This is a genomic window from Bacillus carboniphilus, assembly GCF_039522365.1.
Classification (GTDB): domain Bacteria; phylum Bacillota; class Bacilli; order Bacillales; family JC228; genus Bacillus_BF; species Bacillus_BF carboniphilus.
In genome coordinates, this window is sequence record NZ_BAAADJ010000021.1 from 157,394 (window position 1) to 174,994 (window position 17,601).

21 protein-coding genes are annotated in these 17,601 nt (G+C 36.7%); 15 read left to right on the top strand and 6 right to left on the bottom strand.

Translation table 11 applies throughout. The annotated features are described in order from the left end of the window. Nucleotides 1–47 precede the first annotated feature (47 nt). From ABDZ91_RS10825 to ABDZ91_RS10840, 4 genes are all read left to right on the top strand, one after another. Nucleotides 48–1,175 (top strand): MBL fold metallo-hydrolase, encoded by a 1,128-nt coding sequence (locus ABDZ91_RS10825; protein ID WP_343798862.1) that lies wholly within the window; start codon nucleotides 48–50, stop codon nucleotides 1,173–1,175. Between the two features lie 27 nt (nucleotides 1,176–1,202). Next, the gene (locus tag ABDZ91_RS10830) at nucleotides 1,203–1,430 is read left to right on the top strand and encodes a sulfurtransferase TusA family protein (protein ID WP_343798864.1); all 228 of its coding nucleotides are present in this window, start codon (nucleotides 1,203–1,205) and stop codon (nucleotides 1,428–1,430) included. Nucleotides 1,431–1,482: 52 nt separating this feature from the next. Then, nucleotides 1,483–2,259 (top strand): sulfite exporter TauE/SafE family protein, encoded by a 777-nt coding sequence (locus ABDZ91_RS10835; RefSeq protein WP_343798866.1) that lies wholly within the window; start codon nucleotides 1,483–1,485, stop codon nucleotides 2,257–2,259. Between the two features lie 268 nt (nucleotides 2,260–2,527). Beyond that, on the top strand, nucleotides 2,528–3,238 hold the full coding sequence (locus ABDZ91_RS10840) for a DUF2306 domain-containing protein (RefSeq protein ID WP_343798868.1): 711 nt from the start codon (nucleotides 2,528–2,530) through the stop codon (nucleotides 3,236–3,238). Nucleotides 3,239–3,361: 123 nt separating this feature from the next. On the opposite strand, the gene ABDZ91_RS10845 is transcribed toward ABDZ91_RS10840, so the two are convergent. Next, nucleotides 3,362–4,297, bottom strand: a complete 936-nt coding sequence (locus ABDZ91_RS10845) for a 3'-5' exonuclease (RefSeq protein WP_343798870.1) — start codon at nucleotides 4,295–4,297, stop codon at nucleotides 3,362–3,364. A 180-nt stretch (nucleotides 4,298–4,477) separates the two neighbouring features. Here ABDZ91_RS10845 and ABDZ91_RS10850 point away from each other — a divergent pair, with 180 nt between their 5' ends. From ABDZ91_RS10850 to ABDZ91_RS10875, 6 genes are all read left to right on the top strand, one after another. Further along, nucleotides 4,478–5,752, top strand: a complete 1,275-nt coding sequence (locus ABDZ91_RS10850) for a LysM peptidoglycan-binding domain-containing protein (protein ID WP_343798872.1) — start codon at nucleotides 4,478–4,480, stop codon at nucleotides 5,750–5,752. A gap of 236 nt (nucleotides 5,753–5,988) precedes the next feature. Beyond that, complete coding sequence (locus ABDZ91_RS10855; RefSeq protein WP_343798874.1) at nucleotides 5,989–7,305, top strand: ABC transporter substrate-binding protein; 1,317 nt, start codon at nucleotides 5,989–5,991, stop codon at nucleotides 7,303–7,305. 70 nt (nucleotides 7,306–7,375) lie between these two features. Beyond that, nucleotides 7,376–8,338 carry a carbohydrate ABC transporter permease gene (locus tag ABDZ91_RS10860; RefSeq protein ID WP_343798876.1) on the top strand — a complete coding sequence of 321 codons (963 nt, stop codon included), beginning with the start codon at nucleotides 7,376–7,378 and terminating at the stop codon, nucleotides 8,336–8,338. Nucleotides 8,339–8,350: 12 nt separating this feature from the next. Beyond that, complete coding sequence (locus ABDZ91_RS10865; protein ID WP_343798878.1) at nucleotides 8,351–9,175, top strand: carbohydrate ABC transporter permease; 825 nt, start codon at nucleotides 8,351–8,353, stop codon at nucleotides 9,173–9,175. Continuing rightward, nucleotides 9,175–9,945 carry an HAD family hydrolase gene (locus ABDZ91_RS10870; protein ID WP_343798880.1) on the top strand — a complete coding sequence of 257 codons (771 nt, stop codon included), beginning with the start codon at nucleotides 9,175–9,177 and terminating at the stop codon, nucleotides 9,943–9,945. Before ABDZ91_RS10865 ends, ABDZ91_RS10870 begins: the two co-directional genes overlap by 1 nt. 18 nt (nucleotides 9,946–9,963) lie before the next feature. Continuing rightward, nucleotides 9,964–10,815: a MurR/RpiR family transcriptional regulator gene (locus ABDZ91_RS10875; protein ID WP_343798882.1), complete on the top strand. Its 852-nt coding sequence runs from the start codon at nucleotides 9,964–9,966 to the stop codon at nucleotides 10,813–10,815. Nucleotides 10,816–10,868: 53 nt separating this feature from the next. Here ABDZ91_RS10875 and ABDZ91_RS10880 read toward each other — a convergent pair whose 3' ends face one another. Beyond that, nucleotides 10,869–11,471: a YqaA family protein gene (locus tag ABDZ91_RS10880; protein WP_343798884.1), complete on the bottom strand. Its 603-nt coding sequence runs from the start codon at nucleotides 11,469–11,471 to the stop codon at nucleotides 10,869–10,871. A 292-nt stretch (nucleotides 11,472–11,763) separates the two neighbouring features. Here ABDZ91_RS10880 and ABDZ91_RS10885 point away from each other — a divergent pair, with 292 nt between their 5' ends. Next, entirely contained in the window at nucleotides 11,764–12,567 is an 804-nt protein-coding gene (locus tag ABDZ91_RS10885; RefSeq protein ID WP_343798886.1) for an Fpg/Nei family DNA glycosylase, read from the top strand. A gap of 22 nt (nucleotides 12,568–12,589) precedes the next feature. Further along, complete coding sequence (locus ABDZ91_RS10890) at nucleotides 12,590–12,898, top strand: hypothetical protein (protein ID WP_343798888.1); 309 nt, start codon at nucleotides 12,590–12,592, stop codon at nucleotides 12,896–12,898. Nucleotides 12,899–12,918: 20 nt separating this feature from the next. Here the strand turns inward: ABDZ91_RS10890 and ABDZ91_RS10895 are convergent, their stop codons facing one another. The 3 genes from ABDZ91_RS10895 to ABDZ91_RS10905 are packed head-to-tail and all read right to left on the bottom strand — an operon-like array spanning nucleotide 12,919 to nucleotide 14,651. Continuing rightward, the gene (locus ABDZ91_RS10895; protein WP_343798890.1) at nucleotides 12,919–13,377 is read right to left on the bottom strand and encodes an LPXTG cell wall anchor domain-containing protein; all 459 of its coding nucleotides are present in this window, start codon (nucleotides 13,375–13,377) and stop codon (nucleotides 12,919–12,921) included. Between the two features lie 18 nt (nucleotides 13,378–13,395). Beyond that, a complete protein-coding gene (locus ABDZ91_RS10900) occupies nucleotides 13,396–14,100 on the bottom strand; it encodes a DUF4367 domain-containing protein (RefSeq protein WP_343798892.1) in 705 nt (234 codons plus the stop codon). Next, entirely contained in the window at nucleotides 14,097–14,651 is a 555-nt protein-coding gene (locus tag ABDZ91_RS10905) for a sigma-70 family RNA polymerase sigma factor (protein ID WP_343798894.1), read from the bottom strand. The genes ABDZ91_RS10900 and ABDZ91_RS10905 overlap by 4 nt, the downstream gene beginning before the upstream one ends. A gap of 245 nt (nucleotides 14,652–14,896) precedes the next feature. Between ABDZ91_RS10905 and speD the strand changes: the two genes are divergently transcribed. Further along, nucleotides 14,897–15,715: an adenosylmethionine decarboxylase gene (gene speD, locus ABDZ91_RS10910; RefSeq protein WP_343798896.1), complete on the top strand. Its 819-nt coding sequence runs from the start codon at nucleotides 14,897–14,899 to the stop codon at nucleotides 15,713–15,715. 42 nt (nucleotides 15,716–15,757) lie between these two features. Here speD and ABDZ91_RS10915 read toward each other — a convergent pair whose 3' ends face one another. Then, on the bottom strand, nucleotides 15,758–16,315 hold the full coding sequence (locus ABDZ91_RS10915) for a hypothetical protein (protein ID WP_343798898.1): 558 nt from the start codon (nucleotides 16,313–16,315) through the stop codon (nucleotides 15,758–15,760). A 131-nt stretch (nucleotides 16,316–16,446) separates the two neighbouring features. On the opposite strand from ABDZ91_RS10915, the gene ABDZ91_RS10920 reads away from it, so the two are divergent. Both ABDZ91_RS10920 and mug read left to right on the top strand, forming a co-directional pair. Next, nucleotides 16,447–17,043, top strand: coding sequence for a TetR/AcrR family transcriptional regulator (locus ABDZ91_RS10920; RefSeq protein ID WP_343798900.1), 597 nt, complete (start codon nucleotides 16,447–16,449; stop codon nucleotides 17,041–17,043). A 13-nt stretch (nucleotides 17,044–17,056) separates the two neighbouring features. Beyond that, a complete protein-coding gene (mug, locus tag ABDZ91_RS10925; protein ID WP_343798902.1) occupies nucleotides 17,057–17,578 on the top strand; it encodes a G/U mismatch-specific DNA glycosylase in 522 nt (173 codons plus the stop codon). Nucleotides 17,579–17,601 lie beyond the last annotated feature (23 nt).

Sequence of the window (17,601 nt, forward strand, 5' to 3'; positions counted from 1 at the left end):
GAGTATATTTTTTTACAAAGTATAATACCATAGGGGGTAATCTGAAAATGACTGTTAAAGCTATGAATTCAAGTGAAGTAACAAAAAAAGTTTTTAATAAAGAAGAATTGTTTATCTTGGATGTACGTAACGAAAATGATTTCCAAGATTGGAAAATTGAAGGTGAGAACTTTGAATACCTTAACATTCCATACTTCGATCTACTAGATGGTGTGGAAGAAATTCTAGAAAAGATTCCAGCTGATAAGGAAGTACTTGTAGTTTGTGCCAAAGAGGGGTCTTCTGTAATGGTAGCTGAAATGCTTTCTGAAGCTGGCCGTACTGTTTCTTACCTAGTAGGTGGTATGAAAGCATGGAGTGAACATCTTGAGCCTGTTAAAGTTGGAGACTTAAAAGATGGTGGAGAAGTATATCAATTCGTTCGTATTGGTAAAGGGTGCCTATCTTACATGGTTGTTTCTAATGGTGAAGCTGCCATTATTGATGCAACTCGTATGACAGATATTTTCTTAGATTTTGCAAACAGCCTTGAAGCAAAAATCACACATGTATTTGATACACATCTACATGCAGACCATATTTCTGGTGGCCGTAAAATTGCAGAAAAAACAAACGCAACATACTGGCTACCTCCGAAAGATGCGACTGAAGTTACATTTACGTATCAACCACTTGAAGGTGGTCAAGATGTAACCATCGGTAATACTAAAATCAACATCCATGCTCTATACTCACCTGGACACACAATTGGTTCAACATCATTTGTAGTGGATGAACAATACCTACTATCTGGTGACATCCTATTCATCGACTCAATTGGTAGACCAGACCTTGCTGGATTGGCTGAGGATTGGGTAGGAGATCTTCGTGATAGCCTATATGCTCGTTACAGAGAGCTTTCAGAAGAACTGATTGTATTACCAGCTCACTTTATGATCATTGATGAGCTAAACGATGACGGAAGTGTAGCAGAAAAATTAGGTACTTTGTTTGCTAAAAACCACGGACTTAATATTGAAGATGAAGATGAGTTTAGAAAATTGGTAACAGAAAATTTACCACCACAACCAAATGCCTATCAAGAAATTCGTGAAACAAATATGGGTAAGATTACACCAGATGAAGAAAAGCAACGTGAAATGGAAATCGGACCAAACCGTTGTGCTGTGCGATAAAAAAAACAAATTATTGGAGGTATCTTCATGGAAGTAACAAAAGTTTTAGATGCAAAAGGACTAGCTTGTCCAATGCCAATCGTTAGAACAAAAAAGGCTATGAACGAACTAGAATCAGGTCAAGTATTAGAAATTCATGCTACAGATAAAGGAGCAAAAAATGACCTATCTGCATGGGCAAGTTCAGGTGGCCATGAGTTGGTTAAGCATGAAGAAGACGGAGATGTTTTAAAGTTTTGGATTAAAAAGGGTTAATAAAAAATAGGGGACCAAGATTTGGTCCCTTTTCTTAAAGGAGTGGGGAGACATGGATTTTGCCTTTATTATTACAATTTTCCTAATTGGTTTCGTAGGTTCATATATATCTGGAATGCTAGGAATTGGGGGTTCCATTATTAAATACCCAATGTTACTTTACATTCCACCACTATTCGGATTAGCTGCATTTAGTGCTCACGAAGTTTCTGGTATTAGTGCAGTCCAAGTATTTTTTGCAACAATTGGAGGAGTTTGGGCGTACCGTAAAGGTGGCTATCTAAATAAGTCATTAATCGCTTATATGGGTGTTAGTATTTTAATTGGTAGTTTTATTGGTGGATATGGTTCAAAACTAATGTCCGAAGGTGGCATTAACTTAGTTTATGGGATCCTAGCGTTAATTGCTGCTGTTATGATGTTTATCCCGAAAAAAGGGATAGATGATATCCCACTGGATCAAGTGAAATTTAATAAACCATTAGCTGCGATTCTTTCGTTAATAGTCGGGGTTGGAGCTGGTATTGTTGGTGCGGCTGGTGCTTTTCTATTAGTACCGATTATGTTAGTCGTATTAAAGATTCCTACAAGAATGACAATCGCTTCTTCACTAGCCATTACATTCATTTCATCAATTGGGGCTACAGTTGGTAAAATTACAACAGGTCAAGTTGAATACCTTCCAGCATTTATCATGATTATAGCAAGTTTAATTGCATCTCCTCTTGGAGCGATGGCAGGTAAAAAAGTGAACACTAAAATCCTACAAGTTATCTTAGCGCTGTTAATTACAGCAACTGCTATTAAGATTTGGATGGATATTCTGTAAATACCTTATAAACTAAGGAGTTTTATGATGCTAAAAAGAAAATCCCAAAAGAACTGTGTAAACGGTACTTGAGGCATTCGTCCAAATAAACCCCGGAATAAATACCTTCCTCCCATATGACCCGGGGTTTTAGTCTGGCTCCTGGTAGGAGTCATTATGTTGATACAGAAATTATTTTAAAAGAGGTGTAATGCCTCTTCTTTTTTTCTTTTTTTTACCAAATTTATAGTAAGATAAGTATAGTTATGAGGAATAAGGGGGAGGACGAATGGAAGGGCTTTTTAACATTCTAAGAGTACTACACATTATTGGCGGATTTACAGCTTTGCTTGTATTTTGGATTCCAATTGTGACGAAAAAGGGTGGGAAAATACATAGAAGAGTAGGGTGGATTTATGTTGGAGGCATGATTGCTGTTTCTATTTCTGCTTTTTATATGGGATTTTATCGAATCTTTACCACCGAAGTAGATGACATTGGAATGTACTCTTTTTCTTGGTTTTTAATTTTTATCTCGATCCTCAGTGGTGCTTCGGCATACTATGGACTACGTGTGTTAAAGCAAAAGAAGCGGATTTCTAGGCATCAAAATGTTTTGGATCTATCCTTTTCCATTTTACTTATTTTGTCGGGAGTAGGGATTGGGATTTATGGATGGACCATTGATGTGGCGCTTATCACATGGTTTCCACTGTTAGGTATTGTGTTAGGGAGTGTACAATTGGCTTATTGGCTACGCAAGCCTTCAAAGAAGATGCACTGGTTTTTCGAACATATAAGTGGGATGTTAGCTTGCTGTATAGCAACAATTACAGCATTCTTAGTATTTGGAGGACCTAGACTTTTGAATATTGAAGGTGATTCTATACTTCTCTGGTTTTTACCAACTATCCTTTTAACACCTGTCATAATAGGCTACTCCGTCTATTACAATAAAAAGTTTGCTGGCAAACTAAGAAAACAAAATAAAGCAATCTAACTTATGCTTTCATAAATATAGCTTTTTAAACGGTGTCGGAGAACACCGTTATTTCTTTGTTTTTTTCCAGATAAATAAAAAAAAGAAGTGAAACCAGGTGGTTTTCACTTCTTAACTGGTTGTTCATTGGGCAACATTGGCGAATTGATATAAAGGTCTTACAGAGTGCTCATCTAGTATCATAATTTTTGATGAATGAGCCTTATGTTCTTCGTAAGCTGATAATAACTCATGGTAAAACCCAACTATTAGTCTGCTATACAATATATTTTCCTCTGAAAATATACCTGATCTATTTAGAAGTATATTCTCATACTTTTCATTAAGTTTTCGAGTTTTCTTTAATAATTTTTGAGCATCTCTCATTCTCAGGGTATCTCTGAATTCTTCTAAATAGAAAGAAGTATCCTTTTTTATTTCTTTTGTGATCATTTGGTTCAATTGACTGTTAACTATAGGTACTTCATCCCGAATATACTGGTTTACCATAATTAAGTCTGTTGCTAAAGGTTTATCTAAGAAGTTTAAATAAATTTGTAGTGTATTATACGAGTCCCACATGGGATTGTGTTTATCACCAACAAAGGAAAGACCGTACTTTTCCAGCGCATGTTCGACTGAGAGGGTCGATTTTGACACTCTTTTTGCAAATATCCCTTGAAAATCAATGTATCGCTTTTCTATTTTTTGAATCGTCGTTAGCGGGATATCATGACATTCAGCATCCAACTTTAATCGTAGTAAGTCACTTGTTGACCAAGAGAAGAATCGCGTGCGTTTAACTCCACCAATCCAGAATAAAAACTCTTTAAACACTTGTTTAAAGTTAGGCGCAAATAGTAAATCTTCATCCATAATTCCTGTTAACTCTTTACAAAAACTAGAGAGAGGATTTCGATTCTTTGGTTTGATGTATTGGTCAAAGTAGCTAATTTCTTTAGTGGCTATATCATATTTGACTGCCCCTAATCGAATGGCTTCCATTTCAGAAAATGGTGTACCTTCTAGGGAACAAAACATTTCAAAGTCAAAAAAGATATATTGCTGAATTGTTGCCATGATTCCTGCCTCCTTTCCAACAAAATATTATACAGGACACCGCTAATTGCGGAAAGGAGTAAATAATACCAAAGGCATTGTTATAAAGAAATATTCTAATAAAGAAAATCTATCATGGAGAATTAGTACTATTTATGCCTCTTAACCCCATAAAATAAAAGTATGGAAGGGGGTGCTTTAATGAGGATTCATGTCGTTCAATATGGAGATACTTTATGGAAAATCGCTAATCAATATCAAGTTCCCATAAATAGATTGGTAGAGGTCAATAAACTACCATCGACCAATGCAATCATCCCAGGTTTGGCTTTATATATACCGGAGGCAAGCCCCACCATTATCCGTCACTACCAATTAAAAGCAGGAGATATGCTTTGGCGAATTGCGAATCAATTTCAAACCACTGTACAGTCTATACTACGCGAAAATCCGAATGTAAATCCTACTCAATTATATATTGGCCAGCATATCAGCATACCCACAAGCTTAAAAAATCAACTACAAACCTTAGGTTTTTATGTTCCATATAATGTGAATGAATTCTTACCCAAATTCAGAGAACTAGCCAGAAATCTAACATACTTAGCAGTTGTCTCTTACTCTTTTACGAATGAGGGATATGCTTATGTATTGTTAGATGATACAACCATCGTTTCAGAAAGTAACCGTATAGGTGTAGTACCACTTTTAATGATAAGAAATGTTATTAACGATGAATTTAGTGCAGAACTTGTTGGAGGTGTACTAGAAGATCCGCAAAAACGAAGAAACTTAGTTGCAAGCTTACTAAACTTTGTCAGACAAAGGGGGTATGGTGGAGTTAGCTTAGACCTTGAATTCATTCCTCCACAACGAAGAGGAGACTTTATTAGCTTCTTAAGAGAATTAAAAATAGCACTAGGTTCTCTCCTTTTACATGTAAACGTTCATGCCAAATCGGAGGACCTACCAACCAATCGAATTGTTGGTGGATATGATTATCGTGCTATCGGGCAAATTTCTGATATTGTGGCGGTCATGACAATTGATTATGGTTATCCGACAGGACCTCCAGACCCAATTGCACCTATATGGTGGATGAATAATGTGGTCCGATATGCCACTAACTTAATTGACCGTAGAAAACTTCAAATCGCATTCCCGTTATATGGTTATGATAAGCGGGTAATTGATAATCAAACAAGTGCCAGGTCTGTCTTGGGCATGCAAAATCTCGCCATTTCCACATCTACCACTATTCAATATGACACAAATGCTGAGTCACCGTGGTTTAGATATTGGAGAGGCGCCGAGGAACACGTTGTATGGTTTGAGGATATTAGAAGCTACAGTGTAAAGTATGGTTTAGTTGATTTTTATCAATTATTAGGTGTTACCTATTGGCAATTAGGTCTAGATGCTCCACATAATTGGGCCTATGTGAATGATAATATTATAGTCGATAAAATAAGGTGAAATCCTCCTCAACAGTAAGGAGGATTTTTTGTGTCCATAAGAGGACGAGCATGAAACTTAATTTTAAAATTTTCAAAAGATAATAAAATATTATGTTGACACATTTATACAGGTTGTTTAGAGTTATAATTGTTAGAATATTCTCCATAGGGAGAAAGCACCATTTATGGAATAAAAGGGGGACAGTTTTTTTACAGTTTACTGTAAACGCTTGCATATTGGAGGAGGGGAATAAAATGAAAATTAAAGGGTTTTTATTAGTTGTCATGTTGATGTTTGCTAGTATTCTAGTAATCGCATGTAGTAGTGACAGCAGTGACGGAGATACTACTGAAAAAGATACTGAAAATGAAAGTAATGAGAATGTAACAGAGAACGAAAGTGAAAAAGATCCAGTTGAACTAGTTATGTATAGTTGGAGACCGGAAGACAGAGAAATGTATGAAGAAGCAATCGCTGCTTTTAATGAACAATATCCACACATTAACGTTGTTTTCCAACCTTATAAGTCAACAGAATATAACACGATTTTAACGAATGCACTTGTTTCAGGAGAAGGTCCGGATATTATTCAGTTACGACCATATTCAGGGGCTGAAACCATTGCAGATAATGGATACATAATGCCTCTTGATGACCTACCTGGCATTGAAAATATCAATGAACAGTACTTGGATGCGGCAAGAGGAACTGACGGAAAAGTTTATGGAGTACCTTTATCATTAAATTCAGGTGTTATTTGGTATAACACCAAGCTATTTGAAGAGAATGGTATTGATATCCCTACTACATGGGAAGAATTTTTAGCAGCTTGTGAAGAATTAAAACAAAACGATATTATTCCGATTGCGCAATCAGGAAGAGCTGCCTATGTTCTTTCATTACTTCATGGGGTAGTTGCTCCAACAGCTTATGATGGTAATGAATTCGTAACAGATGTATTAGAGAATGGTGCAACATTAGAAGATTCTAGATTTGTAGAATCGGTTGAGAGAATGCAAGAATTAGTTCCATATTTTCCTGAGAATTTCATAGCTCTAGAGGATAATGATGCGAAAACTTTATTCTTTACTGAACAAGCAGCTATGTATATCAATGGAGACTACAGATTAGCAACATTTGAAGAAACAGCTCCAGATTTACCAATTGGGGTAATTCCTGGTCTTGCAGCTGAAAAAGGTGAAGACCCAGTTGTAATGACATGGGTAGACGGATCTTATGCAGCTGTACAAAATACGGATCATCCAGAAGAAGCTAAATTATTTATGGAATTCCTAGCTTCACAAGAGTTTGGAAAAATCTTCAGTGATGGTGTGAATCGTTTAAGCGCCATTAATGGTGTAGAAGCTGAGCATCCAATCGTTAAACAAATTGCTGCAGCAAGTGATAAGAGTGCTACTCCTTACCTAATGCTTGTACATTTTGGTGAAGGTGAGCCTACAACAAAGACTGTTTTTGAAAATGCTCTTCAAGGAATGTTCCTAGGTGAAATTTCAATTGAGGATGTCATTAAACAAGCACAAGAAAATGCAGATCGAGCAGCAGCTGAATAAATTCGAATCATAATAGGGAAGTGGCCGGCCTTTAAAAAGGTCGGCCCTTCATTTCATAAGGAGGGATATCATGCCAGAGATTAAACCTAACACATCCGTTCAGTTACCAAAGACTCCTTTAAAAAAGAAACGTAACTATCGAAAGCATTTAGTCCATTTATTTTTACTTCCAGCGGTCCTATTATATGGTGTTTTTCAACTGTATCCTTTGATGACAGCGGTAGTGAACAGTTTTTATTCCTGGGATGGCTTTGTAAAGGATTCGTTTATCGGGTTTGAAAACTTCATTACATTGCTAACAGAATCACCCCATAAAGAAACGTTCCTTAATGCATTTAAACATAACTGGGTATACTTTTTTGTCAATGTATTTTCCGAATTAGCAGTGGCATTTTTATTAGCTCTTTTAATACATAGCAAAATTAAAGGAAAAGAGTTTTTTAAAACGGTATTTTTCCTACCGAAGCTTTTATCCGTTATCGTCATTGGTTTCTTGTTTAGTTTAATTTTGAATCCAACGACAGGTGCTCTTAATACGTTCCTAAAGGCAATTGGTTTAGACTTTTTAGCTCAGCCATGGTTAGGAAGTATGGATACAGCATTAGTGACGGTTATATTCGTTAATAGCTGGGCTGGGATTGGATTCTCCATGCTTATTTTCTTAGCAAGCCTTCAGTCCATAGACAAAGAGATTTTTGAAGCAGCAAAAATTGACGGAGCTTATGGTCTAAAGATGTTATTTAAGATTACTATCCCAATGTCAATGAACGCTCTAATGGTCATGACCATTCTAACTTTTATTGGTGCATTTGAGACCTTTGAACTTATCTTTGCGATGCAGGGATCATCAGGTGGACCATATTATTCTACCGATGTTTTAGCTACTTATTTCTATCGTCTAGCATTTGGTTCAGCTGACGGTGGTCAGTCCATTGGTCTTGGTTCTGCTTTAGCCGTAATATTATTCCTTATTATCGCAACAGCAACAGCCATTCTATTATTCTACTTTAAACGAAAAGACTTCGAGAGATAGGAGGAGAGTACTTTGCGAGCAAAATGGCCGATTCAAACTGGTAAATATTTAATTTTAATCTTAACTACCTTAATCATCGCATATCCAATCTTTTTAATGATTATGTCATCATTTAAAAGTCAGCTAGAAATTTTCACTTCTCCTTTAGGGTTACCGAAGAGCTTTTCACTAGAGAATTATGTGACCGTTTGGGAAAAGGTGAATTTTTCAGGATACTTTTGGAACAGCTTAATCGTCAGTGTTTCTTCAGTATTCATTGTTATTTTTGTTTCATCATTAGCAGGGTTTTACTTGGCTAGATTTCAGTTTAAATGGAATCCCTTCATATTATTCTTTTTTATGATTGGATTGATGCTTCCTATGAAACTAGCTATCATTCCTTTGTATCTAATTATGAAAGACCTTGGCTTACTTAATACTTTGTATTCTCTTATTGCCGTTTACGTTGCAGGGGGAATTCCGTTTGCCGTCTTTTTATTCTATGGTTTTTTCCGTACTCTACCAAAGGATTTGGAACAGTCTGCTAGAATGGATGGATGTAACGAGTTTCAAGTTTACTATAAAATTGTCCTTCCGTTAATGAAACCATCAATTGCAATCGTAGGTATTGTAAATTTAGTTAACGTTTGGAACGATTTCTTCTATCCACTTATATTTATAAGAGATGAAGCACTACGCACCATTCCATTAGGGATGCTTACGTTATTTGGAGAATACGATACACAATGGAACTTGCTATTTGCAGGACTTACACTATCCTCGTTGCCGTTGTTAATCGCTTTCTTGTTTGCATCCAGAACCTTCATCGATGGATTAACGTCAGGAGCTGTTAAGTAATGGAGAAATGGATTACATTTGATTTGGACGGTACACTCATGCAAAACCCCTTCGTGGAGTGGGTTTTTCCAGAAATAGAATCGACTGTATTGGAAAAAGCAGGGGGAGAACTACAAGTTAAAGATGCGTTAGTTGCAGAACATAACCGAAGAATGAAGGAAAATCTGATAACGGAAGCCTATGATTGGGATGATATTTTAAAACAGTTTTTACAAGAGAGTGACATTGACCTTCAAATTGATATTGAGGAGCTTGTTATTAAGCATTCGATCCATCCCAAGGTTTATCTTTTAGAAAATGAGATTATTGACACCCTTTTAAAGATCAAGGGGAAGGGCTATCAATTAGCTGTTGCAACGAATGGATATTATAAATATCAATTTCCAGTTCTTGAAACACTCCAATTAAGTGGATTATTTGACCTTACGATTACACCAGAAGAAGTTGGGTATGCAAAACCTGATGTAAGGATGATTCAATCTCTGTCTAATAAAGGAAAAATTTTAGCACATGTCGGCGATCGGATTGACCACGATGTGAATATAGCAAACCAACTAGGAATTCCGTCTGTCTTAATCATGAGGAGACTTCCTGAGGAGTATACAAAACTCACGCCAATTGAAAGAGCTAAGCATCCGGGATGTATAGATTTGTGTAGGCAGAAATGGGAAAAAGAAACAAGAAATGAGTTTGGTCCATTTACTAGCGAGTTAGTTCCTACTTATATTATCCATTCTATTACGGAATTAGAAACATGCCTAACGAAATGATGAGGAAGGAAAACATTTATGCATAACGGTGGACTTACTCTCCTAAAAGAGTCTCTGCAATTTGTAAAACCTTCTGAGAGAAATGCTGCCCAATATATACTGGAACATCCAGATGAGGTTATTCACTATTCTGTTCAGCGACTTGCAGAAGAAAGCAATTCTAGTGATGCTGCAATCATTCGATTATGTAAAACCTTAGGACTTAAAGGTTTTAAGGATTTAAAAATAAGGATTGCAGGTGATCTACAATTAGCATCAACCATTCGGCATGAGTATAGTGAAATTGATCCTGGAGATGATATTCCGACTCTAATGAAAGCACTCGCCAATAACCATACAAGCTCATTGCAGCAATCCTATCAATCGCTGGATTATAGGTCCATACAAAAAGCAGTTGAGTATTTAACAAATGCAAATAAAATAGATTTTTATGCAGTTGGAGCTTCCCAATTAGTGGCTCAAGATGCTCAACTTAAATTTTCTAGAATCGGTAAAAGCTGTACGGCGTATCCTGACTTTCATATGCAGCTCATATCAGCTGTTAACCTGTCAAGTCGTGATGTTGCGGTGGGTATATCGTATTCTGGAGAAACAAACCAGGTTATTTCTGCAATGAAAGAGGCAAAGAAGGCAGGAGCTATTACAATCACAATCACTAAGTTTGGAAGTAATACACTGAATAGGCTTAGTGATTTGAATATAGGAATCATTGCTAATGAATCCGACATCCGGAGTGCAGCCACATCATCCCGAGTTGTCCAGCTCTATATTATTGATTGCCTATACACAGGTACAGTTGGCGCGAACTATGACCAAGCGATCCAAACATTAGAGAAATCTAGAAAAGTCATAAAAGGTGGTAGCACATAATGAAAAAAAGAGGTACTCTCCAATTAGATTGGAAGTACCTCTTTTTTTGCGAGTTATAAAGATTCTTCTTTGCTCTCTTGATAACGAACCTTTACGTGTTTCGATTGGCGTTTCTTCTTAAACAAATAACCTATAATTAAAAGTACAGCAACAGCAGCTAAGATAATACTTAACTCTTCTTTTACAAATGAAGCGGATGCGGCACCGTAAAAATAAAACAAGGTTCCGACAATATAGAATTTAACAGCCCTTCCAATGGCAGCATAACCGATAAGCTTCCAAAAAGAGAAATGAAAACAACCGGACAAAATCGTAAACACTTTAAAGGGAATGGGTGTAAAAGCACCAATGAGAATGGCGGCTTCTCCATTTTTGTTAAATTTCTCTGAAGCAGCATCAATCCACTTTTTCTTTAACAATTTATAAAGGACAGATTCCCCTAACACTTTCCCAATTAAATAACCAATGGGTGTACCTAACAAGCAAGCGATATAACCAATGGTTGCTAGCCATAGTGCATTGGATGGATCTAAGATACTTAATGAAACTTGGAGGAAAAAGGCTGGAATCGGAAAGATGATTGCATCTAGGAAAGAATGTAAAAACATACCGATAAAGCCAAACTTTTCAAAAAACTCAACGACCGATTCAACCATGTATTGTAACCCCTTATATTCAGTCTGTAGTCATAGAAGCTTCCTATGACCATCATATCATTTTTATCAAAAAAAATAGTGAAAAGTATGTAGAATTTTTTACTATGCTAGGAGTATACAGATGAAGGGATTCTTGAAGTAAAGGAATAGATTTCCAAAAACTCTATATTACTATCATATTTTAAAACTTTAGAACTACGACATGTTTTTTTCTAAACTCCTTTTAAAAATTTATATTCATGAACGATTTCGCAAAAGATAAAGGAAATCATGTTATTGGAGGCAATTTGTTATGCCCGAGCTTCCTGAAATGGAGAATTATCGACGATTTTTAGAACAAAAACTGAAAGGACAAATCATTTCAAGTGTTGAAATCAATCGAGAAAAATCCATCAATGTACCAGTTGACCAAATTATGAAAAATGTAGTGAAACATGAAATTACTTCTATCGAAAGAAGGGCCAAGCATTTATTATTTCACTTGGACCATGGAATGGTATTGCTGTTACATTTAATGCTAGGTGGATGGATGTTTTTTGGAACAAATGCGGAGAAGCCAGATCGAACGATTCAAGTTAAATTATCCTTTGGTGCCAATCATTTATTCTTTATTGGATTAAGGTTAGGGTACCTTCATTTACTGACAAAGGATGAAGTTGCGAATGAACTAAATGACCTAGGTCCAGAACCATTAGATGTGAGTTTTACCCTCCCTGCTTTTATGAACTTGGTTGAAGGTAGAAGGGGGCGATTAAAAACAAAGCTCGTAGACCAACAGTTTATCTCAGGAATAGGGAACTGTTATTCGGATGAAATTTGTTATCATGCCCAACTGTTACCCACACGTAATTTGAATGAGTTAGAGCAAGGTGAAACCCAGCAACTGTATCACTCGATTCGACATGTTTTAAAACAGGCTACACATGAGGGAGGATACATGGAGAATCCACTATACAAAGGTGACACATTGACTGGATCCGTTGTGACAAAAGTCTATGACCGTGAAGGTGAAAGATGTAGCAGATGTGGTTCAACCATTATAAAAGAAATGATTTCCTCCCGAAAAACGTTTTACTGTAAAGGGTGTCAAAAATAGTTGCAAGATAGAAGGAGATTTCATGAGGTTTGGATGTCATGTAAGTATAAGAAATGGCTATCTAGCTGCTGCCCAGCATGCACTGGAACTACAGGCTACTGCTTATCAATTCTTTCCTAAAAATCCGAGGAGTTTGTCAGTAAAGGATTTTGATAGGGAGGATGGAAAACGTTGTAGGGATTTTTGTGAAGAACATCAGCTAATTTCAATTACCCACACACCATATCCGACTAGCTTAACGCCTTCCCAAGGTAAAAGAGAATTAACCATTCAATCCCTATTAATTGATTTGGAAATATCTGGAGTTGTTGTCCATTTTGGATCCGAATAATCTACTTTCGAGTTATCACCTTATGATTGATGCTTTTTTCTTTTGATAAAAACAAACGTAATGATTAAAGCTAGCAACGCTAGAGAACCGATAATCCCTAGCATCCCATTATTTTCAGTAGTTGCAACGTCTTCACCTGCTGCTATTTCTGTAGATGTAGTTTCAGCTCCAGTAAGAAGAGTAGTGGCTTGCTGTCCCTCAACCACTTTAATGTCTTCCTCACCTAGTACTTCATACAAATAGTTAGCATGTTCTTCAGTGTATGGAGAAATTCCAATCTCTACATGATTCTCCTCAGGTGAGGTATGTGTAACAAACATACCTTGCTCCTCCAACTCCGCAGCATGATCTTCAAATAAAAATTGGTCAACTTTACTTTGTTTTTGTAAGATCTTCTCTGAACTTGCGAACGTACCGCTCAATTGTACAAAGACTAAGCAAAACCCCATAATCATTGGCATTAAGAACTTTTTAATCATTTTTTGTTCCTCCTCATGTTATTCTTTTAATCCCTCAGCGATTTTTACCGCTTCTTCTTGTGAAATAAGGCCACTAATCATGTAGTGAATGTTGTCCTTATCAAAATGTAGCTCAGAATCATAATCTGAACCGGATACATAGGCCGTTATCCCGTTTATCTCAACCTGTTGACTGCTTGGGAAGTACAATTCTTGCTCTGTTATTTCAGCAATTATTAAATAGGACTGTTCATCAGAAACATAAGTAAATATTACTTTCTTTTGTTGCTGATTGTTCACGGAAAGTGTATGGATACGTTCCAATTCAAAGCCCGTGGGAACATAGGTTGGAAGCAGGAGTGAAGTGCCTAAAATGTCTTTCGCCTCTCCCGCAGTCTCTATGTCTTCATCTTTTACATTTGGACCATCCATAGGCGTTGTTGTATCATCTTCAAACAAGAGTTGTGGCCCATTAGTAGGATTCTGTTGTTGGTTATTGTCTTGTAACAAGAATGTGCTAATTATGACCAAAATGCTTGCTACTCCAAGACCGATTGAATACAGCCACTTATGGCTTACCTTTCTTTTCTTTTTCAGTTCATGCTTACCCGTACCATTATTTGAAGCTTCAATCTTTCGTTTAATGTCCTCTTTCATTTTGGAGGTGAATTGGATATCAGAAAAAAGCGTATCGTCAGCCTCTGACTTTATCGTTTTCTTCAAGTCGTACTTCCGATGCTTCATTGATCGAATCCCTCCTTTTGTAATAACTTCTTTAACTGACCTCTTGCCCGATGTAACCTAGCGCGAATGGTGCCTTCAGGAAGACTAGAAGCAATACTGATTTCAACTGTTGAAAAATCAAGATAATAATAAAGGTAGAGTACTTCTTGGTGTGGCTTTGATAAGGAAACTAGATGTTTTAAAATTTCTGTTTTATGAAGCCGATTCATTACTTCTTCTTCAACCGTGTGATAATTGCTCGTTTTTAATGCGGTTGGATCCGTTGTTTCTTCAGATTTAAATGCTTTTAACCCTAATTTATCTTTACACAAGTTAATGGTAATCCTGATTAACCAAGTCTTCACACTGCTATTCCCTTGGAACTTATTCCAATTTCTATAGGCACGAATAAAGGTTTCCTGGCAAATATCCTCTGCTAGAAAACGGTCTTGTACATAAAAGAAGGCAGTTCTAAGAACAATTTGGCCATAAAGATCCATCATTTGTTCAAGTGCTTCCTCTGCATTTTTCGAGAAGTGTAAGTCGTTTTTTTTCTGGAAAGGCCTCTCCATTTGAACACCTCCGCACTATTAGACTGCCTTAGTCTAGTATCCGCTACATATATTTTGTATTTTATTGAGGGAATTTTACGCATTCGTTCCCTGAGTCGAGGAGAAATGTTAATAGAGGGAACGCAAACCCACGAAGCTGGACAGACTTCGGTGTAATATCGCTTCAACTGAATAAAACTCACCTTATAATACATCCTAATATAAAGGAACTATTGTCAAACATTGTATAAGGGGGAGTTAAAACGATGTCCTTAACACCCGAGCAAAGGATTCAATTACATGAATTTAATAACCTCACGAAATCACTAAGTTTTAATATGTATGATATTTGCTATACCAAAACAAAAGAAGAGCGAGAGAAGTATATTGAGTATATTGATGAGCAGTACAGCGCTGAGCGCCTTACTCATATTTTGCAAAATGTGGCTGATATCATTGGGGCTCATGTTTTAAATATAGCCAAACAAGACTATGTTCCACAGGGGGCGAGTGTGACGGTTCTTGTTTCAGAAGGTCCTGTTGTTGAAGTCCCTACGGAACAGTTCGAAGAGTCTCCTGGTCCTTTACCAGATAATGTGGTTGTCCAATTGGATAAAAGTCACATCACTGTACATACTTATCCAGAGTATCATCCGAATGAAGGGATTAGTACATTTCGAGCAGATATTGATGTGTCTACTTGTGGAGAAATTTCTCCTTTAAAAGCTCTACATTACATGATTCATTCTTTTGATACAGACATCATGACGATCGATTATAGGGTGAGAGGTTTTACAAGGGACGTAAATGGTCATAAACTTTTTATTGATCATGACATTAACTCTATTCAAAATTACATCCCGGATGAAATTAAAGAACAGTACGATATGATTGACGTTAATATTTATCAGGAGCATATCTTTCATACAAAGTGTAAATTAAAGGAGTTTGACCTTAGTAATTACCTGTTTGGTAAGAGAAAAGAGGACATTGAGCCTGAAGAAGAGAAAGAGATCACGGAAAGACTTCAGAAGGAAATGGACGAGATTTTCTATGGTAAGAATATGGATGATCATAGACATTAAAAGAGCCAGTGACTCTAACGGTTAAGAGTCACTGGCTTTCTATTAGTGATTTGAATGGACATTCCTAGAATCTTTTCTAGGAAAAACAAAATAAGAGACTGAAATAGCAAGGTCAATTCCTAGAACGAGTGTCCATATTTTTAATAGGTGAGTCAATGCTTCAGTTCTTGCATGGTCGTTAATCATGTAGACCATTAGAAGTAATAATGCTGCACCAATTAAATATGCGAGAACGTGTTTTAGCCAGCCGGCAATTTCATGCTTGGCATGGTCCAGTCCAAACCGTTTTTGAGGTTTTTCCCTTGTTTTTAAAATGTAATATTGAAACCTCGTGTCTGCCCATTGAATCATACTTTTTCCATAGGCAATGGAAACTCCAATGTAGATTGCGGCAATTCCATGAGCAAGGTTCGCAGTAGCTCCCCCTAACAAATCGTAACTCGTTGCAATCAATAACACCAGATCAATAAGAGGCGTTAATGCTAGAAATATGAACCCTAGCTTCTCTTTTTTCCAAATATATCGAATAAGAAGCCCCAGTATGATGACAATCCAAAACCCTATTTCACAGGCTACGATTAACCAACCAATTAAACTCACTCATTTTCCCCCTTTTGGAATCGGACCTTTCCAGTACAGTTGTATTATAAAAAGTATAACATCAAAATTTTAACAGTACAACTGTATTATAAAATTTGCTTGAAGTAGAACTTGCTTGATAAAATAGAATCATGCCAAAACTAGTTGATCATGAAAAACGAAAGAAACAAATTGCTGAAGCCACGTGGAAAGTGATTGTTGAACAAGGTATGAAAGGTGCCACAGTTCGAAATATAGCGAAGGAGGCAGGGGTTTCTCTAGGTGCACTAAGACATTATTTTTCAAGCCAAGAAGAATTACTTACCTACTCGATGGAACTTGTTAAGGTGAGAGTTACGGAAAGAGTCACCCAAATAGCGCTTCAGAACTTACCGCCTAAGGAAAAAGTGATAAAAATGCTATTAGAGATGATTCCTACCACTCCTGAAACTGTTGTGGAAATGGAAGTTTGGTTTTCATTTATTACCCAAATGAGGTTCCATGAACAGAAGGATAGTGGGAATCAGGACGGTATTTTTGAAGGAATTATTCATCTAATGGAATATTTAAACCAACAAGGCCATTTAAAGAAAGGAATAGATAAAGATATTGAAACAGAACGACTGTATGCGATTATAGATGGTCTAGCATTACATGCCATGTTAGAGCCTCAACGTTTAAATAAAGATAGAGTTACGTTATTATTAAAAAGTCACTTAGATGAAATTTGGAACGAAACTGAGAATTGAAGGTGTACTAGAAATGAATCCCATTCCAGACCGCATTATAGAGGATTTAGATATTTTATTTGTTGGGTTTAATCCGAGTTTACGTTCTGCTGAAACGGGCCATAACTTCGCCAACCCTAACAACCGGTTTTGGAAGATCTTGTTTGAATCTGGATTAACGGAAAGAAAGTATAAATCTGAAGAAGATACATCTCTGTTAGAAATGGGGTATGGTTTTACCAATATTGTAGCTCGCCCTACAAAAGCAGCAGATGAAATTACGAAGGAAGAATATAAAGAGGGTAGAGAAATCTTAAAAAAGAAGATCGAGAAGTACAAGCCCAAAATTGTTTGCTATGTTGGGAAAGGTGTCTACCAGCAATATAGTGGAAGAAAATCAATCCCTTGGGGCAAACAAGAGGAACCAATGGTGCCTGGAACAATCGATTTTGTCGCCCCTTCTTCAAGTGGGTTAGTTCGAATGAAAATTGAAGAAGTGATTGGCATTTATAAGGAGCTTCCTCTTATTCTTCACGCCATACATGATCATAGATAACAACTAGAGAGGAAGTAGGAGGA